At 73.0% G+C, this 15,709-nt stretch carries 16 protein-coding genes; 9 read left to right on the forward strand and 7 right to left on the reverse strand.

Going from position 1 to position 15,709, the window contains the following annotated elements; translation table 11 throughout:
- Positions 1 to 155 precede the first annotated feature (155 nt).
- On the forward strand, positions 156 to 455 hold the full coding sequence (locus ABD54_RS05370) for a WhiB family transcriptional regulator (RefSeq protein ID WP_013153824.1): 300 nt from the start codon (positions 156 to 158) through the stop codon (positions 453 to 455).
- A 170-nt stretch (positions 456 to 625) separates the two neighbouring features.
- On the opposite strand, the gene ABD54_RS05375 is transcribed toward ABD54_RS05370, so the two are convergent.
- The gene (locus ABD54_RS05375; protein ID WP_047868316.1) at positions 626 to 1,960 is read right to left on the reverse strand and encodes a phosphoribosyltransferase family protein; all 1,335 of its coding nucleotides are present in this window, start codon (positions 1,958 to 1,960) and stop codon (positions 626 to 628) included.
- 130 nt (positions 1,961 to 2,090) lie between these two features.
- Positions 2,091 to 2,651 carry a GNAT family N-acetyltransferase gene (locus ABD54_RS05380; RefSeq protein WP_047868317.1) on the reverse strand — a complete coding sequence of 187 codons (561 nt, stop codon included), beginning with the start codon at positions 2,649 to 2,651 and terminating at the stop codon, positions 2,091 to 2,093.
- Positions 2,652 to 3,086: 435 nt separating this feature from the next.
- Between ABD54_RS05380 and ABD54_RS05385 the strand changes: the two genes are divergently transcribed.
- Positions 3,087 to 4,283 (forward strand): MFS transporter, encoded by a 1,197-nt coding sequence (locus ABD54_RS05385; protein ID WP_047868318.1) that lies wholly within the window; start codon positions 3,087 to 3,089, stop codon positions 4,281 to 4,283.
- A 133-nt stretch (positions 4,284 to 4,416) separates the two neighbouring features.
- Here the strand turns inward: ABD54_RS05385 and ABD54_RS05390 are convergent, their stop codons facing one another.
- The 5 genes from ABD54_RS05390 to ABD54_RS05410 form a co-directional block, all read right to left on the reverse strand.
- Positions 4,417 to 5,244 carry a hypothetical protein gene (locus ABD54_RS05390; protein WP_047868319.1) on the reverse strand — a complete coding sequence of 276 codons (828 nt, stop codon included), beginning with the start codon at positions 5,242 to 5,244 and terminating at the stop codon, positions 4,417 to 4,419.
- 30 nt (positions 5,245 to 5,274) lie between these two features.
- A complete protein-coding gene (locus tag ABD54_RS05395) occupies positions 5,275 to 6,765 on the reverse strand; it encodes a hypothetical protein (RefSeq protein ID WP_047868320.1) in 1,491 nt (496 codons plus the stop codon).
- Between the two features lie 393 nt (positions 6,766 to 7,158).
- Positions 7,159 to 7,341, reverse strand: a complete 183-nt coding sequence (locus ABD54_RS05400) for a hypothetical protein (RefSeq protein WP_047868321.1) — start codon at positions 7,339 to 7,341, stop codon at positions 7,159 to 7,161.
- 41 nt (positions 7,342 to 7,382) lie between these two features.
- A complete protein-coding gene (locus ABD54_RS05405) occupies positions 7,383 to 7,856 on the reverse strand; it encodes a hypothetical protein (protein ID WP_047868322.1) in 474 nt (157 codons plus the stop codon).
- 139 nt (positions 7,857 to 7,995) lie between these two features.
- Entirely contained in the window at positions 7,996 to 9,006 is a 1,011-nt protein-coding gene (locus tag ABD54_RS05410; protein WP_047868323.1) for a YihY/virulence factor BrkB family protein, read from the reverse strand.
- A gap of 129 nt (positions 9,007 to 9,135) precedes the next feature.
- Between ABD54_RS05410 and ABD54_RS29465 the strand changes: the two genes are divergently transcribed.
- The 7 genes from ABD54_RS29465 to ABD54_RS05440 all read left to right on the forward strand — a co-directional run bounded on the left by ABD54_RS29465 (position 9,136) and on the right by ABD54_RS05440 (position 15,588).
- Positions 9,136 to 9,225: a putative leader peptide gene (locus tag ABD54_RS29465; protein WP_017564358.1), complete on the forward strand. Its 90-nt coding sequence runs from the start codon at positions 9,136 to 9,138 to the stop codon at positions 9,223 to 9,225.
- A gap of 179 nt (positions 9,226 to 9,404) precedes the next feature.
- Entirely contained in the window at positions 9,405 to 11,102 is a 1,698-nt protein-coding gene (locus tag ABD54_RS05415) for a nitrite/sulfite reductase (RefSeq protein WP_047868324.1), read from the forward strand.
- A 121-nt stretch (positions 11,103 to 11,223) separates the two neighbouring features.
- Positions 11,224 to 11,430 (forward strand): hypothetical protein, encoded by a 207-nt coding sequence (locus ABD54_RS05420; RefSeq protein WP_013153834.1) that lies wholly within the window; start codon positions 11,224 to 11,226, stop codon positions 11,428 to 11,430.
- On the forward strand, positions 11,427 to 12,131 hold the full coding sequence (locus ABD54_RS05425; protein ID WP_047868325.1) for a phosphoadenylyl-sulfate reductase: 705 nt from the start codon (positions 11,427 to 11,429) through the stop codon (positions 12,129 to 12,131). The genes ABD54_RS05420 and ABD54_RS05425 overlap by 4 nt, the downstream gene beginning before the upstream one ends.
- An 82-nt stretch (positions 12,132 to 12,213) precedes the next feature.
- Positions 12,214 to 13,005 (forward strand): sirohydrochlorin chelatase, encoded by a 792-nt coding sequence (locus ABD54_RS05430; protein ID WP_047868326.1) that lies wholly within the window; start codon positions 12,214 to 12,216, stop codon positions 13,003 to 13,005.
- Positions 13,006 to 13,177: 172 nt separating this feature from the next.
- Positions 13,178 to 13,867: a pyridoxal 5'-phosphate synthase gene (locus ABD54_RS05435; protein WP_047868327.1), complete on the forward strand. Its 690-nt coding sequence runs from the start codon at positions 13,178 to 13,180 to the stop codon at positions 13,865 to 13,867.
- An 89-nt stretch (positions 13,868 to 13,956) separates the two neighbouring features.
- Positions 13,957 to 15,588: an acyl-CoA dehydrogenase family protein gene (locus tag ABD54_RS05440; RefSeq protein ID WP_047868347.1), complete on the forward strand. Its 1,632-nt coding sequence runs from the start codon at positions 13,957 to 13,959 to the stop codon at positions 15,586 to 15,588.
- The last annotated feature ends 121 nt before the right edge of the window (positions 15,589 to 15,709 follow it).

Consider the following 15,709-nt stretch of genomic DNA (forward strand, 5'->3'; position numbering starts at 1 on the left):
ACCTGTGCTTCTCGTGGTCTCAGCCACACCGGGGAACATCACTCGCACCGCTCGGCGTTTGCGTCGTGCGGGGTGACTCGCGCCGCATGACCAATTTTGGTGACTGAAGCTTTTTCCGACAGCTTACTAGTGATTTCAGTAGAGGTGGTTCAAGCATGTCTCAGGTACGTCGGCAGGCCGCGCTGCGCCCCCGCCCGCACTGGGGGTGGCAGGATGCCGCCGCGTGCCGGGGCGAGGACCTTGTGCTCTTCTTCGGTCCGGACGGCGAACGCCAGCCGGAGCGGGAGATCCGTGAGCGCAAGGCCAAGGAGATCTGTGCGGCCTGCCCGGTTCGAAACGACTGCCTGGACTATGCGATCTCGCGTCCGGAGAAGTACGGCACCTGGGGCGGGCTGAACGAGGACGAGCGCGCCTCCGAGCGCCGTCGCCGCATGCGTCGCGCGAACGCCGCATAGCCCGGAAACTCCCGGCAGGCGGATCTCCCCCCGTGGCCCCGGCCCCCGAACAACCCGCGGCGCCCCGACGAACACCGTCGAGGGCGCCGCGGGTTTTCTCATGCCCGGCGTTCTCTTCCGGGTCCGCTGAAAGGCCCCGCTTCCGCGGTGGGGCACGGCCGCGTCCGGCCCTACGGCGCCTCACCTGCGGCCCGCGCGTCCAGGTGCCGGTCGAACCAGTCCAGCGCCTCGGCCGCCACCCGGCGCCACTCGCGGGAGTCGTGTAGCAGCCGCTCGGCCCCCGACACCACCCGCAGGTCCGTGGAACCGCCGATCCGGGCGCGCGTCCACTCACCGAGCTCGCGCAGGAAGGAGTCGTCCCCCTCCAGCAGCACCAGGACCGGCACCCGCACGTCCGGCAGGCTCGCCTCGGCCACGTCGATCCGCCCCCCGTGCGCCACCACCGCGGCCACGTCCCGCGGGTACCTGGCCGCGGCGACCAGGGCCGAGGCCGAGGCCTCGCCCGAGGCCAGCAGGCCCAGGGGCTCGTCGGCGGTGTCCGCGGTCCGGCGCAGCCAGGCCGCCGCGGCGCCCAACCGCTCGCCGAGCTCGTCGGCGCCGGCACCGGTTGCGGCGTCGGGAGCGGTGCCGGACGAGCGCTCCCGCTCGGTCAGCAGGTCCATGAGGAGGGTGGCGTAACCGGTCTGCCCCAGGACCGAGGCGACCGACCGCCACCGCTCGTCCGCGAGCCCCTCCCCCGCGGCCAGCACCACCGCGCCCCGCGTCTCGGCGGGCACGGTGAGGTCGCCGTCGAGGTGGACCCCTGCCACGGGCACCCGCACGTGCCGCGTCCGGCCCGAGCGCGACCGCGCGTGGGCGTTCTCGGCGAGGATGGCGGTGACGTGGTCGTCGGAGAGCTGGCCGAAGTCCCGGTACCACTCCCCCACCGCGCGGAAGTTGTCCGGCGCGCTGAGAACCACCAGGGCGTCGGCCTCCTCGCGCAGCAGCGCGACCGCCTCCGGCGAGGCGACCGGCACCGCCAGGACCAGACGTGCCGGACCGGCCTGGCGGACCATGCGCAGAGCGGCGCGGGCGGTGCCCCCGGTGGCCACGCCGTCGTCCACCACCACGCAGTCGCGTCCGGCGATCCGCGGGGGCGGGCGCTCTCCGCGGTAGACGCGGCGTCTGCGGTCGAGCTCGTCGCGTTCGGCGGCGACGGTGTCGGACAGGGCCTGGCGGGGCACGTGCAGCCGGGCCAGGGCGCGGTCGTCGTAGAGGACGCGCCCGTCCTCGGCGACGGCGCCGACCCCCATCTCGGGGTGCCCGGGCAGGCCGATCTTGCGGACCATGAGCACGTCGAAGTCGGCGCCCAGCCGCAGGGCGAGTTCCGCGCCGACCGGCACTCCCCCGCGGGGCAGGGCCAGCACGAGCGGTTCGTCGACGGCGAAGGGGCGCACCCGCTCCGCGAGTCGGCGTCCCGCCTCCGACCGGTCGGCGAAGGGCAGTGAAACGGGTACTGGGTTCATGGCCTCACCGGCGCCGGGGCACGGGCCCCGGTACCACTCCTCTCGGCTGTGCGGATGAGCCGCTGGAAAGTGGTACCGAGATACCCCCCGACACGGCGGTTCCAACCCCGTACCCGGGCAAAACCGTCCCTCAGGCGCGGCGGAAGCCGTTCCGGAAGACGGCCATCAGCAGCGCGTCGTAGCGGCGTCCGTCCCACAGCAGGGAATCGCGCATCCGCCCCTCCACGGCGAAACCGCAGGAGCGGTAGACGGCGATCGCCCTCATGTTGAAGGCGTAGACGCACAGCCAGACGCGGTGCAGGCCGATGTGCTCGAAGGCGTACTCCAGCACGAGCTGGGTGGCCTCCCTGCCCAGCCCCCGGCCGGTGAACTCGATCGCGGACAGGGCGATGCGGTACCCCGCGCTCTCGTCGTCGGGCTCGACGGCGTAGAGCGACAGCTCACCCAGATAGCGCCCGTCCTTGGGCGCGGTGATGGCCAGGTCCAGACGGTCGGTGCGGCCCGCGCGGGTCTCGCACCACTCCTTGGCCTGTGCGTAGGTGAGGCGCCGGTGGGTGCCGGTGAGTCTGCGGACCTCCTCGTCGAGGCCGGCGGCGAAGTAGGCGTCGGTGTGCTCGGCCGACAGGGGCGCCAGGCGTACGCTCCTCCCGGTGAGTGTGGGCTTCTCTCGCAGCGCGCTCGTGTTGATCATGGGCTCTTCCGGTTCCGTCCGGGCCGTGCGGACACGGTTCCCGGCGTGGGGGAGGCGGCGGACAGCGGGCTGGACGCCCTGCGCGGGAGCGGGCCGCTGGGCGGGGGCTCGGGTCGGGGACCCGGAGGGGGTGGCGGAGGAGGACCGGGGCGGAGGATCTCGGGCGGGGTGGAGGAGGGACCTCTGTCGGGGGCGGTCGGGGGTCTGCCCGGTGACGGAGCGGAACCTCTATTTGACGTCCTCTTCCACCCGAAGGCAAGAAGGGTCCTGCGGGACGCGCCGGGACGGCGCCATCGCGGACGGCGGCCGTCCGCACGAGCGGTGGAAGAGAGGCGCCCGGGGGACGGACCTCTTCGGGGCCACCGATAAGGCCTGCCATCCGATCACCGGACCCGATAACATCTGCACGCACCGACAGCCGTCCCGGGAGCCGCCGTGAACCTCCAGACCCGAACCGAGCCCCCTCCGCCGGAGGCCCGCAGGGCCAGAGTCGCGGTCTCCACCCTCTTCTTCGTCAACGGCTTCACCTACACCAACGCCGTTCCGTGGCTGCCAGTGCTCAAGGCCCAGTTGGGGCTGAGCAACGCGGAGCTGGGCCTGGCGATCGCGGCGATGCCGACCGGAGCGATCCTGACCGGCATGCTGGCGGGCCCGCTGATCCACTGGTTCGGCAGCGGCCGGACCGCGGTGGGGACCAGCCTCATCTCTTTGGGAGCGCTCCCATTCATTGCGCTGGCGCAGAACTGGTGGATGCTGGCGGCGGCGCTGTTCGTGCTGGGCAGCGCGGACGCCTGGACCGACTCTGCGCAGAACTCGCACGGGCTGCGCGTCCAGCGGCGCTACAGACGCAGCATCATCAACACCTTCCACGCGCTGTGGAGCCTGGCCGCGGTGGCCGGAGGCCTCCTGGGCGCGGCCATGGCCGGTGCCGGTGTGCCCATCCTGTGGCACCTGGGCGGCGTGACCGCGGTGCTGGTGTGCGTGAACCTGGCGGTGAGCCGGATGCTGCTGCCCGGCCCGGAGAGCAGCGAGCGCGAGGACGGCACCGACGCCGGGAGCGGGCGGCGCCTGCGCGTGCCCGGACGGGCCGTGCTGCTCCTGCTGGTGCTCGGCGTACTGCTCATGTTCGCCGGCGGCATCGAGGACTCCGCCGCCTCCTGGGGCGCGGTGTACATGACCTCGGAACTGGAGGCGTCGCTGTTCCTGGCGGCGATGCCGTTCGTGGCCTGCCAGGCGATGATGACCCTGGGACGCCTGGCAGGCGACCGGGTGACCGACCGCTTCGGCGCGGCCAACGTGGGGCGCGCGTGCGGGCTGCTGGCGGGCGGCGGGATCGCCTTCGCCCTGCTGGTGCCGCACCCGGTGGCCACGGTCGTCGGCTTCGGGGTGATGGGGCTGGGCGTGTCCACGCTGTTCCCGCTGACCCTGGCGGCGGCGGGGAACGTGCCGGGCGTGCGCACCGGGGACGGGATCACCGCCGTCGGGTGGCTGGGCCGCGCGGGTTTCCTGGCCTTCCCACCGCTGGTGGGCTTCCTCGCCGACTCCTCCAGCCTGGGGAACGCGCTGTGGGTGATCGCGGGGGCGGGCGTGGGCGCCTTCCTGCTCGCCTTCGCCCTGCGCCCGCGTACGTGAGGGCCGAAGGGACGCGGGGCCGTTCCCGCCGGGACGGCGCGGCCTCCTCCCCCCGCACGTGAGAGGGCCCCCGACCTGGTCGGGGGCCCTCGTCGCCGTACGGCCTCAGGGACCGTGCGGCGGGGTGACGCCGTTAGGCGATCGGAGCCGGACGGCGGGCCCCGGCCCACAGGGCCAGAGCGCCGATGCCGGTCACCACGGCGCCGCCGAGCACGAAGCCCTGCATGTCGACGCCGGTGGTGGCGAGGGTCTCGTCACCGTCGTCGTCGCTGTCGCCGTTGCCCTCGCTCACCGGAGCGGCGGCCTCGGGGGCGGAACCACCGGGGTTGGTGGTACCGGGGGCCTGGATCTCGTCGCCGTCACCGGGAGCGGTGCCGCCGTCGCCGTCACCGGGGGGGTTGCCGCCGTCGTCACCGCCACCGTCACCGGGGGGGTTGCCGCCGTCGTCGCCACCGCCGTCACCGGGGGGGTTGCCGCCGTCGTCACCGCCACCGTCACCGGGGGGGTTGCCGCCGTCGTCACCGCCACCGTCGCCCGGGGGGTTGCCGTCGTCGCCACCGCCGTCGCCCGGGTCACCGGGGCCGGGGTCGCCGCCGTCGTCACCGCCACCGTCACCCGGGTCACCGGGGCCGGGACCGGGGTCGCCGCCGTCGTCGCCACCGCCGTCACCCGGGTCACCGGGGCCGGGGTCGCCGGGGCCCGGGTCACCGGGACCGGGGTCACCGCCTTCGCCGCCGTCACCGGGACCGGGGAGGACGGGCAGGTCGATGTCCAGAGGCTGGGCGTCGACTGCCGAAGCGACGTCCTCGGCAGCGAGGTTGACGACCGTGCTCTCGGCGGCCTGGGGGACTGCCTCGGTCGCGGTCGCGTCCAGGGTGTCGGCGAACGCCGGACCCGCGGAGAAACCGGCCATGAACAGGCCGGCCGCGGTCACGGTGAAAACACGCTTCTTGGGGGTCATCCCACTCCTTTCTTCTTCTCGTGTACTGATCTATTCAGAGGGGATGGCATAGAGGTGGTCCTCGTGGACCACGACGGCCCGCTCGCCGAGCAGGCCGATGGGCGGGACGGAATCGGTCACGGCCTCCTCGACCCTGCCCTCGGCGTCGACGGCCACCGAGGCGCCGTCGATCTGGCCGAAGACGAGGGAGCCGACCGCGATCTGGGGCTTGAGGCCGGGGACAACGGCGGTCCGGCCGTTCTCGGGGTTCATCACCGCGGATCCGTAGGCGACCAGACGGGTGCCGACGGCCTCCGAGCGGTGGCGCACGTCCTCCAGGTCAGCGGGGTCGATCTGGGCGCTGCCGACCACGCTGCCGTCCTGGGTGTCGTGGAAGGCCAGGACCGTGCCCTCGCCCCGCAGGGGCTCCCAGCGGATGACGACGTACTCGCGCAGCGCGGTGAGCACTGCCTCCATCTCGCCCGCGTCGTCCGGCCTCTGGGCAGTGACCTGCACGGGGTTGTCGTCGGGGCTGACCCAGGTCCAGGGTCCGTTGACCACGGCGGCGAGGACGTCGTGCCCGTCGGCCAGCATGGGCGCGGAGCCCTCGGGGAGCGGAACCGGCTGGAGTTGAGCGCCGACGGGCACGAAGGCCTCGCCCTCGGTGCGCACGAGCACGGAGCGGCCCACGTACTGGACGGAGGCGTTCTCGGGGAGGTCCACACCGGTGGGATCGCCGCCGGCGACGGGCCAGAACCACAGGGTTCCGGCGGTCTCCATGACGACGGCCTGCTCGCCGCCGTACTCCAGGATCCGGAGTTCGCCGAGGGCCTCGGTGGCCTCCACGGGCAGGTCGGCCGCCCACAGGCGCTCACCGTCGGCGTCGAGCAGGTTGAGCCGCTGCTCGGGGTCGACGTAGGCGAGCAGGTCGCCCCCACGGCCGACCCCCGGCCGGGTGCCCGGGGCGACCTGCGCGCTGAAGTCGACGGTCGTGGAGAAGTGGGGCGGCGCGGGGTGGTTGAGTGTGGTCACGTCCGCGGCGACACCGCCCCCGGGTCCCCCGCCGAGGCCGGGCAGGAATCGCCAGGCGGCGGCGCCCGCACCGGCGAGCAGCACCAGGGCGAGTACGGCGGCGCCCACGATGACGAGGGTCCGGCCGCCCTTCCTCTTCGCCTTGGCCTCGGGCCGGGCACCGGCTCGGGGGCCGGTCTCGGCACCGCTGGCGGGAGGGTCGGCCGGGGCGGGAGGAGGCGGCGGCTCGTGGCTGGCCACGACCTGGTCGGCGGCCTGCACCACGCCCGTGGGCGTGGCGACCAGACGCCAGTAGCCGTTGGCGTCCCGGGCGTCGATGAGGACCGGCTGGCCGATCCTGGCGGCGTAGCCGGTGGCGACGTCCAGAGCGGCGCGCCGCGTCTCCTTGGGCGCCTGGCCCGTGACGACTTGGCGACGCCCCTCGACGAGGATCTCGGCGCTGCGTTCGTCGGGCGCGATGACGATGACGGCGGTGGGCCGGGACTGCCCCGGGCGGGACTCCCGGCTCATGGTGCCTCCGAAGGCATGGGGAACGTGGACCTGTTCGTGTACGGGGGTACGGGGACCTAGGTCAGCGATGACGGTGGCTCGCGGCCGGGGACTACCTGGAGACGGTGCCGACGCACGCGTAGTCAGTGCTGCACGAGATCATACTGATCGTCAATCGTCACGCCTATTCCGGCCATGCGCCGAGACTGCGCGCACGGACCGGCGCACCTGGGGCAGTTGTCCCGCCCTCCCCTCCGTGACCTGGAGAATCAACCGAACATGGGATGTGGCTGGTGCCGTGGGCATCGCCGTCACCATGGAGTGGACACCTGGGGAAGAAATTTAGTTCACACCGAAAATGGCCGGATCTGGCCACCTGGTTCCCACCGGGCGCACGCGTGGCAGCTCAGGGCCTCACCAGGGCGGGACCCGGACGAGGCGGAAGTACTCGCCGGGGCGGGAGCGCCTGTCGGCGTCGGCCCGGCGGTCCGGACCGGCCGGTTCGATCGTGAAGTGGACCGCGGCGTCGGGTTCGGCCGTGAAGGGGACGGGGGTGTTGGTGAGCCCCGCCCGTCCGGCGATCGCGATGCACGCCATCAGGCCGAGCCCTGCACCTTGGACCATTAGGAACGACGCCCTCACGACCGCCACCGCCGTTCGCGCACGAAGGCCTCCGTGCCCAGGGCCGGTGGGACGAGGGCGACCAGGTTCAGCGCCAGCAGGGACCACGGGAGCACCCCGTAGAGGTAGTCCCCGACCGCGACGACGAGATAGGCCGCGCCAGCGGCCCACAGTGCGCCGAGCAGGATGGCCTCCATCAGCGGCGACTTCACCGGCTGCCGCCGCCGTTCGATCATCCCCGGGAGGGAGCGCATGTACAGGAGGGGCGTCAGGGCCACGACCGACAGCATCATGACGAAGAGCCCGAGGTAGATCTCGTTGCCGCCGCTCAGGTACGCGTGCAGGGTGTGCGTGAGCATGAGTACGGGCAGGCCGAACGAGGTGTAGAACATGGTCTTCGATCCGCCGAGCACGGTCTCGACGGTGACGGGCACGGAGTCCCGATCGTCCTCGTCCGTGGGGGGAACGGCGTCCGGCGGGGGAACGGTCATGGGGGGCGGCCTCTCACGGGCGGCGCCGTCCGGGCTCGGGTGCGGCGGGATCGCGGCCTCCCGCCCGTCGGCACGACAAAACTACCGGCGCGCCAGCAGTTTCCGGGCTTTTCGGACACCGAAGGACGACCGGAACCGGTCAGTGTCCGTTGGTCTCCACGATCGCGTCGATGAACGCCTGCTCCCGCCGCTGGACGAGCCGGTTGGCCCGCTCGAAGTCCCGGTTGGCGATCTCCGCCCGGGCGGCGGCCGTGCGCGGCATGGGCCACATCGCGTCGATCTCGGCGTTGAAGGACGACCCCACCAGCACGGCGATCGCCATCACGAACAGCCAGGCCAGGATGGCGATCGGCGCGGCCAGGGAACCGTAGATGGTCACCTGCCCGAAGGAGGCGTCCAGGTAGACCCGCAGCACCACAGAGCCCGTGATCAGCACCAGCGCGGCCAGCAGCGCCCCCGGCAGGTGACGCCACAGCGGGGTCCGCACCGGCACGCTCAGGGCGTACAGCAGGGTTACCGCGGCGACGGCGAGCAGGGCGACGGTCGGCCAGTAGAACAGGTTGAGCCGCCCCACGGTCATCGGCAGCAGCCGGTTGACCAGGTCCGGCCCGGCCACCAGGACCGGCAGCAGGAGGATGGCGAACAGCAGCCCGCCCAGGTAGGCGACGAAGGCCAGGACCCGCTGGCGCACCCAGCCGCGCAGTTCGTCCAGGCCGTAGGAGATCGTGATCGAGCGGATGAAGACGTTCATCGCCCGCGACCCCGACCACAGCGACACCAGGAACGTCACCGACAGGACTCCGCCCGGCACTCCCCCGAGGAAGTCGTCCACGAGCGGCTCGACCACGCTGTCCACCGTGTCCGGGGTCAGCACCCGCGCGGTGAGGTCGAGGATCCACAGCCGGATCTCCTCGACGAAGTCCTCGCCGAGCACGACGGTCAGCGGGCCCAGTGCGCCCAGGAGTCCCAGCATGAGCGCGGGCAGGGAGATGAGGGTGAAGAAGGCCGACTCGGCGGCCAACCCGACGACCCGGTCGCGGGCGAAGGCCCGGACCGTGCGCATGACGAGGAGCATTCCGCTGCGCAGGCGGGCACGACGTCTCAGCCACCCGTCCACGGCGTACCACAGCCGCTCCCAGAAACCCGCCACGAAGGAAACGTTAGCGCTCCTCAGGGAGCCGCCCCGCGCCACGGGCGCGCGCACCGAGTGACGTGACTCACTCCGGGGCGGTCAGACCCCGCCTGGACAAAGCGTCGACGCCCGTGACATTCTCATTACATGATCGCTGCTCTGGACCCCATGCTCTACGTGCGCCGTCACGTGGACTTCCTGCGGGTCGGCAGCGCCATCTGTTGCAGCGTCGGTTAATCTCACCGCCCTTTGACGCACCCCAGGGGTGCGCGCGGCACCGGCGCCCTGCCTTCTCTCCTCTTCCCACACGCGGATCCCACCCGATCGCCAGCACGACGATGTGCGCGCGACGCGGGCATGCGGTGCGGGCGCCGGGGCTGTGAGCACTCCGCGACACCTCATCGGAGACACCCGCGATGCCTCCCTCTTCCGCGCAGCCCGGCAGGACAGCGACCGCGGCCAAGCCGCGGCGCCGCCGTGGTGAGGGCCAGTGGGCCCTCGGCTACCACGAGCCGCTGAACAAGAACGAGGAGAACAAGAAGAACGACGACGGGCTCAACGTCCGCGATCGGATCATCAACATCTACTCCAAGGGCGGGTTCGACTCGATCGACCCCGCCGACCTGCGCGGACGGTTCCGCTGGTTCGGGCTCTACACCCAGCGCGCGCCGGGCATCGACGGCGGCAAGACCGCCGTCCTGGAGCCCGAGGAGCTCGACGACCGCTACTTCATGCTGCGGGTGCGCATCGACGGGGGCCAGTTGACGGTCGCCCAACTGCGCGCCGTCGCCGAGATCTCCCGCGACTACGGGCGCGACACCGCCGACATCACCGACCGCCAGAACGTCCAGTACCACTGGATCCGGGTGGAGGACGTCCCGGCGATCTGGGAGAAGCTGGAGTCGGTGGGCCTGTCCACCATGGAGGCCTGCGGCGACACCCCGCGCGTCATCCTGGGCTGTCCGCTGGCGGGGGTCGCCGAGGAGGAGGTCATCGACGCGGGTCCCGCGATCCGCGAGATCTACGACGACCACATCGGCAGCGAGCTGTACTCCAACCTGCCTCGCAAGTTCAAGACCTCGGTGTCGGGGTGCACGGTGCACTGCGTCAACCACGAGATCAACGACGTGGCGTTCGCGGGTGTGCGCGACGAGGCGGGCGAGGCGGGCTACGACCTGTTCGTCGGCGGCGGCCTGTCCACGAACCCGATGTTCGCCCAGCGTCTGGGTACGTTCGTGCGCCCGGACCAGGTGAGCGAGGTGTGGGCCGGGGTCTGCGGGATCTTCCGCGACTACGGCTACCGGCGCCTGCGCACCCGCGCCCGGATCAAGTTCCTCATCAAGGACTGGGGCGCGCAGAAGTTCCGCGACGTCCTGGAGAAGGAGTACCTGGGCTACGCCCTGCCCGACGGCCCCGCCGTCGAACTGGACTCGGGCCTGCGCCGCGACCACGTGGGCGTGCACCGCCAGAAGGACGGCAGGTTCTACGTGGGCTTCGCGCCCAAGGTGGGCCGGGTGTCGGGCACCGCGCTGCTGCGCGTCGCCGACATCGCCGAGGAGCACGGTTCGGACCGCGTGCGCACCACCGCCGACCAGAAGCTGGTCATCCTCGACGTGGAGGAGGACCGGATCGCCTCGATCACCTCCGCCCTGGAGGCGGAGGGCCTCCAGGTCAACCCGAGCGTGTTCCGCCGCCAGACGATGGCCTGCACCGGCATCGAGTTCTGCAAGCTGGCGATCGTGGAGACCAAGGACCGCGCGGCCACCCTGATCGACGAGCTGGAGAAGCGGCTGCCCGACTTCGAGGAGCCGCTGACCATCAACGTCAACGGCTGCCCGAACTCGTGCGCGCGCATCCAGGTCGCCGACATCGGCCTCAAGGGCCAGCTCGTCATGGACTCCGAGGGCGAGCAGGTCGAGGGCTACCAGATCCATCTGGGCGGCGGCATGGGGCTGACGCAGTCCTTCGGCAAGAAGATCCGCGGACTCAAGGCCACCGCCGACGAACTGCCCGACTACGTCGAGCGGGTCGTGCGCCGGTTCCGGGACCAGAAGAAGGACGGCGAGTCGTTCGCCTCCTGGGTCGGCCGGGCCGAGGACGCCGACCTGAAGTAGTTCGTCCGGGCGGTCGGGAGCGCCGCGGCACCCGGCCGCGGCACCGGGGCCGGTCCGCGTGCGGACCGGCCCGCCGCCGCGAAACGACCTGGAAGACCCGAGCGAGAGGAAGAGGTGCGCCGTGTCCGAGAGGGCCGCACCCCACTACTGCCCCTACTGCGGCGACGAGGACCTCGTGCCGGAGGAGGGCGCCGCCGTCAAGGGGGAGGGCTACCCCTGGGCCTGCCTGTCCTGCGCCCGGGTGTTCCGGGTCAAGTACGTCGGGTTGCGCTCCGCGTCCTTCTCCGCGGGAGGCGCCCCCTCCAGACCGACGGAAGGGAACTCATGAACTCCACCACCATCACCCCCGTGGGCGGTCCCGAGCTCGCCGAGCGGGCCGCACGCGACCTGGAGGAGGCCTCCGCCGAGGAGATCATCTCCTGGGCCTCCGAGACCTTCGGCGACCGGCTGTGCATGACCTCGTCCATGGCCGACGCGCTCATGGTCGACCTGGTCTCCAGGACGGTGCCGGGGATCGACGTCGTCTTCCTCGACACCGGCTACCACTTCCCCGAGACCATCGGCACGCGTGACGCCGTGGCCTCCGTGTACGACATCAACCTCGTCAACGTCGAGCCCGCCCGCACGGTGGCCGAGCAGGACCTGGCGCTGGGCCCGCGCCTGCACGGGCGCGACCCCGGTATCTGCTGCCACCTGCGCAAGGTGGAGCCGCTCCAGCGGGCCCTGGAGCCCTACGCCGCGTGGCTGACCGGCCTGCGCCGGGAGGACTCTGCGACCCGCCGCGACACCCCGATCGTGCAGTGGGACCGGCGCAGGCGGATGACCAAGGTCAACCCGATCGCACGGTGGACCCAGGACCGGGTGGACGCCTACATGGCCGAGAACGGTGTCATCGTGAACCCGCTCCAGTACGACGGCTACCCCTCGATCGGCTGCGAGCCGTGCACGCGGCGGGTGGCCCCGGGTGAGGACCCGCGCAGCGGCCGGTGGTCCGGCACGGGCAAGACAGAGTGCGGAATCCACGTTTGAGCGCGCACGCGGCGGCGGGGCCGCGCGGTCCCGCCACGGCTCCGCCGCGTTCGGGCGGTGTTCGGAGGCGAGGAGGACGACCATGACGGTGGGCGGAACCGGGGCGCGCGGCGGCGGAGGCCGGGACGGGGGCTTGCCCCTGCTGGCCGTGGCGCACGGCAGCGCGGACCCGAGGTCGGCGCGGGCCGTGTCGGCGGTGTTCGAGCGGGTTCGTTCGCTGCGGCCGGGGCTCGACGTGCGCGTGTCCTACCTGGACCACGCGGCGCCCTCCGCGCGGGACGCTCTGGAGGAGCTGGCCGTGCGCGGGGCGGGTGAGGCGGTGGTGCTGCCGACGCTGCTGACGGCGGCCTACCACAGCAAGGTGGACCTGCCGAAGGTGCTGGCGGACGCGCGCGGGCGCAGCCCGTGGCTGCGGGTGCGCTACGCCGACACCCTGGGCCCGCACCCGCTGCTGACGGAGGCGGTGGAGCGGCGCCTGGACGAGGCGGGGGTGCGCCCCGACCCCGGCACGGCCCTGGTGCTTGCCTCGGCCGGTTCCAGCGACCCCGGGGCGAACGCGACCGTGGCGGCGATGGCCGCCGAGCTGGCCGGGCGCGGCCCCTGGCGGGAGGTCGTGGCGGCCTACGCGTCCGCGGCCTCCCCCGGTCCGGGTGAGGCGGTGGCCGCCCTGCGCGAGCGGGGGGCGACGCGGGTGGCCGTGGCCACCTACCTGCTGGCGCCGGGGTTCTTCGCCGACCGGGTGCGCGCCCGGTCGCTTGAGGCGGGTGCGTACGCGGTGTCCGAGGCGCTGGGGGACGCGCCCGAGATGGCGGGGGTGGTGCTGGACCGCTACGACGCCGCGGTGGCGTCGGGGCGCGCGACCAGCTTCCGCTAGGGCGGGCGGCGGGGAACAGGGCGCGAAACGGAGGAGCGAACGGGCGGTCCGCTGGGCGGGCCGCCCGTAGTCGTCCACAACCGCGGGAAGAGGCTTGTCCGCGCGGCCGCGCCCCAGAAGAATCGAAGGTGGGCGCTGCGAACGCGCGCCGACCGATCGAGGAATCGCGGGGGTGTCCGTGTCGGAGGGACGGAGTGTGGTGCGCGGCGGTGTCCGGGACCTGTTGCGGGGGCTGCCGGTGTTCTCGGGGGCGCTGCCGGAGTTCGACCCCGCGGCGGCGCCGGAGGACCCGGCGGAGCTGTTCCTGGAGTGGTTCTCCGAGGCGGTCGAGAGCGGTGTGGCCGAGCCGCACGCGATGACGGTCACGACCGTGGACGAGACGGGGGCTCCGTCGGCCCGCGTGGTCATCATGAAGGACTTCACGCCCGAGGGCTGGTGGTTCGCCACCACGACCGGCTCGCGCAAGGGGCGGGAGCTGGCCCGCAACCCCGCGGTGGCGCTGCTGTTCCACTGGATCGGGCGGGGCCGTCAGGTGCGGGTGCGCGGGCGGGCGGAGCTGGCCGCCCCGGAGCGGTGCGCCGCCGACTACCTGGCACGGCCGCTGGAGTCGCGGGTGGCCGGTCTGCACGGCAGACAGAGCGAGCCCCTGGAGGACCTCGCGGACGTGGACCGCGTGGCACGGGAGAGCCGGGAGCGGCTGGAGCGCGATCCGGAGCTGGTTCCCGAGGACTGGGGCCTGTACCTGGTCCGCCCGGACGAGGTGGAGTTCTGGCAGGCCGACCGGGACCGCCGCCACACGCGCCTGCGCTACGCCCGCCCGGACGCGGACGCGCCCTGGGAACGCGGCCTGCTCTGGCCGTGACCGAACCCGGTTCTGTTCGGTGTCCTGTCCGGGGATAGGATTCCCGCACTCCGACCGCCCCCGACCAGCAAAGAAAAGAGGTGGCCGCCGTGCCCCCCACACACGAGGTGTTCAACCAGGCGCCCCCGCTCGGCGACTACGCGGCGGCGGAGGACCCGGCGCTCCTGGAGGGCCTGCGACGCGAGGGCGCCGGATGGGCCGAGGCCGAGGTGCGCGAGGTCGGCGACGCGGCCGGTTCGGAGCGGGTCCGCGCCTGGGGCGAGTCCGCCAACGCCTACCCGCCGGTGCTGCGTACCCACGACCGCTACGGCCACCGTGTGGACGAGGTCGACTACCAGCCCGCCTACCACGTGCTCGTGGACCAGGCGGTGGAGCACGGCATGCACGCCGCGCCGTGGGCCGACGGGCGCCCGGGCGCGCACGTGGCGCGCGCCGCCAAGTTCTTCCTGTGGTCCCAGCCCGAGGCGGGCCACGGGTGCCCGGTGTCGATGACCTACGCGGCGGTACCGGCCCTGCGCCACTCCCCCGAGCTGGCGCGGCGGTACGAGCCGCTGCTCACCGCGCCCGCATACGACTTCGGGCTGCGGGCGCCGCACACCAAGCGCGGGCTCCTCGCGGGCATGTCGATGACCGAGAAGCAGGGCGGCTCGGACGTGCGCGCCAACACCACCCGAGCGGTCCCCACCGCCGAGGGGCACCACGTGCTGACCGGGCACAAGTGGTTCACCTCGGCGCCGATGAGCGACTTCTTCCTCACGCTGGCGCAGGCGCCCGAGGGGTTGAGCTGCTTCCTGGTGCCCCGGGTGCTGGAGGACGGCGGCCGCAACTCGCTGCGCCTCCAGCGGCTCAAGGACAAGCTGGGCAACCGCTCCAACGCGTCGGCGGAGCTGGAGTACGACGGCGCCGTCGCCCAGCTGGTCGGCGAGGCGGGCAGGGGCGTGCCCACCATCATCGAAATGGTCAACAGCACCCGGCTGGACTGCGTGATCGGCTCGGCAGCGGGCATGCGCGCAGCGGTGGTGCACGCCCTGCACCACGCCGAGCACCGCAGCGCCTTCGGCGGGGTCCTGGCCGAGCAGCCGCTGATGCGCAACGTGCTCGCCGACCTGGCGCTGGAGTCGGAGGCGGCGACGGCCCTGATGACCCGTCTGGCCGGTGCCGTTGACCGCGCGGTGCGCGGGGACGAGGCCGAGGCGGCCTTCCGCCGCCTGGGGGTGGCCGTGGGCAAGTTCTGGGTGGCCAAGCGACAGCCCGCGCACGCAGCCGAGGCGCTGGAGTGCCTGGGCGGCAACGGGTACGTGGAGGAGTCGGGGATGCCCAGGCTGTTCCGGGACTCCCCGCTCAACTCCGTCTGGGAGGGCTCGGGCAACGTGGCGGCGCTGGACGTGCTGCGCGCGATGGGACGCAGCCCCGAGTCGCTGGAGGCCTTCCTGTCGGAGCTGCGCGCGGCCGCGGGTGTGGACGACCACTACGACGCGGCGGTCAAGCGGTTGGAGCGGGCCCTGGGTGACCCGGAGGAGGCGCAGTACCGGGCGCGGACGGTGGTGGAGCTGATGGCGCTGATCCTGCAGGCGTCGGTGCTGCTGCGCCACGCGCCCACCCCTGTCGCCGAGGCGTTCACCGCCTCGCGCCTGGGTGGCGAGTGGGGCCACGTGTTCGGCACCCTGCCCAGAGGGGTGGACACCGAGCTGATCCTGGACCGGGCCCGCCCGAGCCGGTGAAGCCGGTGGCCCCCCGGCACGCGGAGAGGGCCGGGGGCGCGCCGCCCTCCTCCGCACGGGGGTCCGGGAGCGCTCTGCCGCGGGTGCGGCGAGCGCCGGTGTGGGACGGGTCCGTGCTCCC

The sequence above is a fragment of the Nocardiopsis sp. RV163 genome, assembly GCF_001029525.1.
Classification (GTDB): domain Bacteria; phylum Actinomycetota; class Actinomycetes; order Streptosporangiales; family Streptosporangiaceae; genus Nocardiopsis; species Nocardiopsis dassonvillei.